Annotated in this window: 1 pseudogene; it reads left to right on the top strand. The window is 62.8% G+C overall.

Annotated elements, in window-relative coordinates:
• Nucleotides 1-414: 414 nt before the first annotated feature.
• Nucleotides 415-6,350, top strand: a pseudogene (locus tag PH552_RS33520) (hypothetical protein); the annotation flags it as partial.

Here is a 6,350-nt window from a genome sequence, read left to right as displayed (position 1 = left end):
GACAGTGCTGGCGCCATACAGGCAGGGACTGTGCTTGCAGCCGGCGCGATCAATACCACCGGCCAGACCATCACCGCCGACACGATCACCGGCCACAAGGACATCGTGCTTTCAGGCGCCACCAGTGCGGCAGCCGGAAGCGGCAGTGTTGATATCATCGGTCAGGTCCTCGGCGGCGGCAATGTCCGCGTTTCCGGCTCTGGCATCCAGGCGGACGCTATTGTCTCCGGCGTCGACATTGCCGCCACCAATGCGGCCGGAGGCAGCGTCGTGCTTGGCGCACCATCAGCCGGAACCGGCAATCTGACATTGACGGCCACTGGCGCGCTCAGCGCTGGAACGTTGCTCTCTGCCGGCAATCTCACTGCCGGTGCCGCGACGGTCACGGCCGGCAATATCTCGGCCCATGGCAACATGCTGCTCGGCGGCGCGATCAGCGTGACGGACCAGATCCTTGCGTCCGGCAACGTATCGATCAGCGGCCAGAGCTTGAAGGCTCGGACCATCGTTTCCGGCATCGACTTCGATGCGACCAATGCGGCCAGCGGCAATATCGTCCTTGGCCACGCCGGGAATTTGACGGTGAACGTCAATGGCGCCATTGCGGCGCCGACCATACAGGCTGCGGGTGCCATCGACGTCAGCGGCGCGTCCATCACTGCAGATGCGATTACCGGTCACGAGGATATCAGCCTTTCCGGCACGGCAGCTGGCGGTGTCGCCACGACGACCGCAAGCGGTCGCGTTGATATCACCAACCAGTTGCTTGGCGGCGGTAACCTTGGCATCTCTGGCTCGAGCATTAAGGTCGGTACCGCGGTCTCGGGTGTAGACTTCGCTGCAACGGCAGCCGCAAACGGAAGTATCGTCCAAACGACAAGCGGCAATCTGACACTTGCCGCCGCGGGCAACATCGACACTGGCACACTACTCTCGGCAGGTAGCCTCAATGCGGCCGGGTCTACTATCACGGCCGGGAGCGTCACGGCGCATGGCGATGTGACGCTCCGGGGTGCCACCAGCGTTACGGGCCAGATCCTGGGCGCCAGTAACGTGCTGATCACTGGCCAAAGTCTGGCAGCGCAGACCGTCGTTGCGGGCGTCGACTTCGGCGCAACTAATGCCGCCGGCGGCAATATCGTTGTTGGTCAGACCGCGACGATTGCAGGCAATCGCGCTGGGGATCTGACAGCTCAGTTGAGTGGTGGGTTCTCGGCATCGACGATGCAAGCCGCCGGTGCCATCAACGTCAATGCCGCGACTGTGACGACAGATGCCGTCACAGGTCATAAAGACATCACCTTCGCCGGGGCAACCACCGTTAATCAGCAGATGCTTAGCGGCGGCAACATCGGTATCTCTGGCTCGAGCATCAAAGCCGGCGCCATTGTCTCAGGCGTCGATTTCGCAGCAACGGCAGCCGCCAATGGGAACATCGTCCAGACGACAAGCGGTAATCTGACTCTTGCTTCGACCGGTGCGATCAAGACCGGCACATTGCTCTCGGCTGGCACTTTTTCGGCCAGCGGTACGACCGTAAGCGCGGATGCCGTCACTGCCCATGGCGATGCCACGCTGAATGGCGTGACCAGCATCACCGGCCAGATTCTCGCGGCCGGCAATGTCCTGATCACCGGCCAAGGCCTGTCGGCACAGTCTGTCGTCGCCGGTATCGACTTCGCCGCAACGGACGCATCCGGTGGCAATATCGTTCTTGGCCAGACCGGGAATCTGGCTGCGCGGCTCAGTGGCGGATTCTCTGCATCGACGGTGGAAGCCGCCGGTACTATCAACATCAACGCAGCCAGCGTGACGGCCGCCACCATCACCGGGCACAAGGATATCACGCTCGCCGGCACCACCACCGTCAACGGCCAAGTCCTTGGTGGCGGAAACATCAGTGTCTCAGGCCCGAACATCGCGGCCGGCGCTATCGTGTCCGGTGTCGATTTCGCCGGTACGGCTGCCGCCAACGGCAACATCGTTCAGACTTCGAGTGGCGATGTGTCGCTGCTTTCGAGCGGTAATCTCACCATCGGCACGTTGTTGTCGGCGGGCAATCTTACCGCGCAAGCGATCGATCTGACGGCAAGCAGCATTACAAGCCATGGCAGGACCGACCTGAAGGCCAGCGGTCGCATAGACGCTAGTGGCCAGGTACTGTCGGCCGGCAATCTCTCGATCGATGGCGCCAGCCTCAACGCCGGACTTCTGGTCTCCGGCGTTGATTTTGCGGCAACCGCAGCGAACGGCGGCAGCATCATGCTCGGAGGGACCGGTACGACGGACCTCACCGTCTCCGGCAATGCAACGGCCGGCACGATCCTCTCGGCCGGCGACATCACGGCAAAGGCGGCCAATCTCCAGGCGGGCAGTGTCACAAGCCACGGCAATATCGGCATGGTCGGCAATGTCGATGTGAGCAGCCAGATCCTGGCGGCAGGCGATCTCACGATCAATGGCGGCAGCATCAGCGCACCGACCTTGATCTCCGGCATCGACTTTTCCGCCACCAACGCCGCCGGCGGCAGCATCGTGCTGGCGCAGTCCGGCAAGACCAGCTTGACCGCCTCCGGCAACATCACGGCTGGAACCATCCTGTCGGCCGGCGATGTCACGGCAAGGGCGACAGACCTCATCGCCGCCAGTATCACCAGTCATGGGAAGGTTGACGTCGTAGGCGATGTCGATGTCAGCAACCAGATTTTGGCCGCAGGCGATCTCACGATCGATGGCGGCAGTATCAGCGCCCCGATCCTGATCTCCGGCATCGACTTTGCCGCCACCAATGCCGCCGGCGGCGGTATAGTGCTCGGAACTGCCGGCGATATGAATCTTACCGCTTCTGCGGGCATCACCGCGCAGACCATGCTATCGGCCGGCAATATCGACGCGCAGGCGGCCACCATCGCGACCAATGCCGTGACCGGCCATGGCGACATTACCCTTGCCGCCAGCAGCAATGTCAAGGTGACCGGTCAGCTCCTCGGTGCCGGCGATGTCTTGCTGTCCGGTTCGTCCGTCCAGATCAATCAGGCCGTCACGGGCGTCGATTTTGCCGCCACCGCGCACTCATCAAACGGCGCCATCGCCCTCGGAGCAAGCGGCGATCTGACCATCAATGCGGCAAGCGCCACCGCCAATACGTTGATCGTCGCCGGCAATCTCGATGTGGCGGCAAGCGCCTTTACGGGCGGCAACATCACTGGCCATGGCGTCGTCGCAATCGGTTCGACCACCAGTCCTGGCGCAATCAGGATCAACGGGCAGCTCCTGGGCGCCAGCAACGTCTCGATCACCGGATCTGCCGTCAGCGGCAACGTCATCGCGGCCGGTGTCGATTTTGCGGCGATGGACCAATCGGGCGCCGGGAACGTTATTCTTGGTCCGACCGGCAATCTCACGCTCCTAGCCACGGCAGGCGACATCTCTTTCAACAGCCTCCTTGCTGCCGGCAGCATCACCGCCAACGCGGCGAACAATGTCAGCGCGAATGCCGTCTCCCACGGCGGTCTGACGATCACCGCGGGCAATGCGATCACGCTCACCGGCCAATCGCTTGCCAGCCGCAACGCCAATCTATCCGCCCGATCGATGGCGATCGACACGCTGGTCTCCGGCGTCGATTTCGCCGCCACCCGTGCCGCGGCCGGCGGCAGCCTGATGCTGCAGCGTACCGGCGCGATGACGCTCTCAGCCTCGAGCGGCAGTATCAGCGCCAATTCTCTGCTTTCGGGTGGCAATCTTGCCGCCACGGCAACGCAGAACATCGGTTACAACAGCCTGCAGAGCCTTGGCAGCGCCACGCTCACGGCGCCCGGGACCATCGCCTATACCAACACCACCCGTGTCGGCAGCAATCTGACGCTCAATACCGGTGCCGTCGATCTCTCCGGCAGCAGGGGTAGCCGGATTGCCGGCGGCGGTACGCTGATTGTCAACGGCTCTTCCGCCAATCTTTCGGGAAGCAATCTCGTCTTCGGCGGCCTGAGCCTCAATCTTTCCGGCGGTGCCGATCTTTCCAACGCACAAGTCAGTACCGTTACCAATGCTGGCGGTTCCGGTGACATCACCATCTCCGCCGCAGGCCTTGCCACCACTGCGGGTACTTCGCTACTCGCCGCGCATGACCTGACGCTCAACCTGCCGTCGCTCGGCAATACCGGCCAGCTTGCCGCCGGCAACAATCTGACCTTCAACGTATCAGGCGATTTCTACAATAGCCCGTCCGGCCTCGTCTTTGCCGGCAACAACGCCAACCTCCTCGTCGGCGGCACATTGACCAATGACCAGGGCGCTATCGTTTCCGATGGCGGGATGACCATCCAGGGAGCGACTGCCGGTCAACGCAATGCGGCAGTCACCAATGTGTCCGGTCTCATTCAGTCTGGTGGTGACATGTCGATACTCACCAGCAATCTCATCAACAGGCGATCGACGACGCCGACCTGGGTGACGGGTCAGCTGGTCTCCTCCGGTGCGGTTGTCGGTACCTTCGTGCTCAATCCAGCGGTCGCGGGCCAACCCTTCGCCTATCTGGAATCGACCGACCAGAATATGTTCCAGCTTTATGCGGGGGTCGATCCGGGGCAGTTTTCTGACTACCAGCCGCTGCTGTATTCGGTCGCAACCCTTGCCGATGGCACCTCCTATCACGCCTGGACCTGGGTCAGCGGCAGCGGTCCGACGGAAGTTCGGCCGATCTTCGACTGGATCAAGGCCCGCGTTCCCAAGGATGCCAACGGCAATCCCATCCTCGATCCCAACAATCCCTCGCGTTATTTCATCGTCGATGAGGTCGTGCGCAACGGTTCGGATACCAGCACGACCTACACTTGGGATCCGACGTCCAACATATCGCAGTCGGTTTATGAAGACCGCTTCACCAGTGCGCTCAGCCCTGAGGCGGTGATCCGCGCCGGCGGCAATCTCACGGTCGATGCCACCAACCTCACCAATTCCTACAGCCGGATCGAGGCCGGCGGTGATGCGACGCTCAAGGGATCGACGCTCACCAACGAAGGCGTCGTCCTCAATCGCACCACGATGCTGACCTGTAGCGCGCAGAGCGCCTGCTCGGCCTACAACGCCGATGGCACGGCCGATCCTTCCCGCAATATCGCCAACGGCACGTCGATCGTCTCGGGATCGCAGGTTATCGGCGGCGCGGCTGGCACGCTCAAGGCGGCTCACGCCCTGAGCCTCAATTTCGGTACGGTCAACAATACGTCGCTCGGTTCGACAAGTGGCGGCGCGGCCGTCAGTGCGCCTTCGACATCGAGCGATCCGCTGTCGGCCCTGAATGGCATGACGGCCGGCGGCGCCTTGTTCAACGTCAATGCCGCGCTAGGCAGTTTCGCCTCAAATGGCGGCGCGAGCGTCGGTAGTGGCCCGTCGTTGGCAGCCGTCAGCACGACGATCGCCGGCGGCCCGACGGCCAACGGCAGCGGCCTGACGGCAGCCGTCGGCGCTTCGGTGAGCGGCAATGGTGTGACGCTCGCCAGCGGCCCTTCGATCAGCTCCGGCAGCCTGACGACCGGCGGCGCTGCGATCAGTCCGAACAGCCTGATGGGCAAGCTCACCGCTGCTCTCGGCAGCAGCGGCAATCTTGCTCACGTGCTGCAGGTCAATGGCGCGGAACTCGCTTCGCTTGCCAAGCCGCAATCGGGCGGTGTCGGCGGCACCGTGCCGGGCCAGATCTTCCTGTTCGAGACACGGGCGGCCTTCCTCGACGTGTCGAAGTTCTACGGCTCGAGTTATTTCATCGGCCGAGTTGGCTATACGCCGGAGACCAAGGTTCCCTTCCTCGGCGACGCCTATTTCGACAATCAGCTGGTAGACGAACAGATGCGGCAGCTGGTGGGCGATGGCCTTGGCGCGGGATCCTTCATCCCCGGCAACAATGCCACCGACCAGATGAAGACGCTGCTCGACAACGGCGTCGCTTATGCCGAGGCGAACGGGCTTGCTCTCGGGCAAGCATTGACGCCGGAGCAGGCCGCATCGCTGACCCAGTCGATGGTGATCTACCAGACGCAGATCGTCGACGGCGCACCGGTGCTGGTGCCGGTCGTCTATCTCTCGGCCGCTGATAAGGCGAAAGTCAATGCAGGCGGCGCCGTCATTGCCGGCAACAGCGTCAGCATCGATGCCGGCTCCGTCAACAATTCCGGTGCGATTGCCGCAGCGGATGGCATGACCATCAATGCGACCGAGATCAAGGCCAATGGCGGCACTTTCCTCGCCGGCGGCAACATGAACCTCAATGCCACCAATGGCATTACGCTTGCCGCCCAGACGATGACCATCGGCGGCCAGAATGTCGTCAACACCAATGCCGGCGTGTCGGC

This window comes from Rhizobium aureum, from assembly GCF_030182495.1.
Taxonomy (GTDB): Bacteria; Pseudomonadota; Alphaproteobacteria; order Rhizobiales; family Rhizobiaceae; genus Rhizobium; species Rhizobium tropici_C.
The sequence above is the reverse complement of the archived record's forward strand: the minus strand, read 5'-3'. Positions and strand labels throughout refer to the sequence as shown.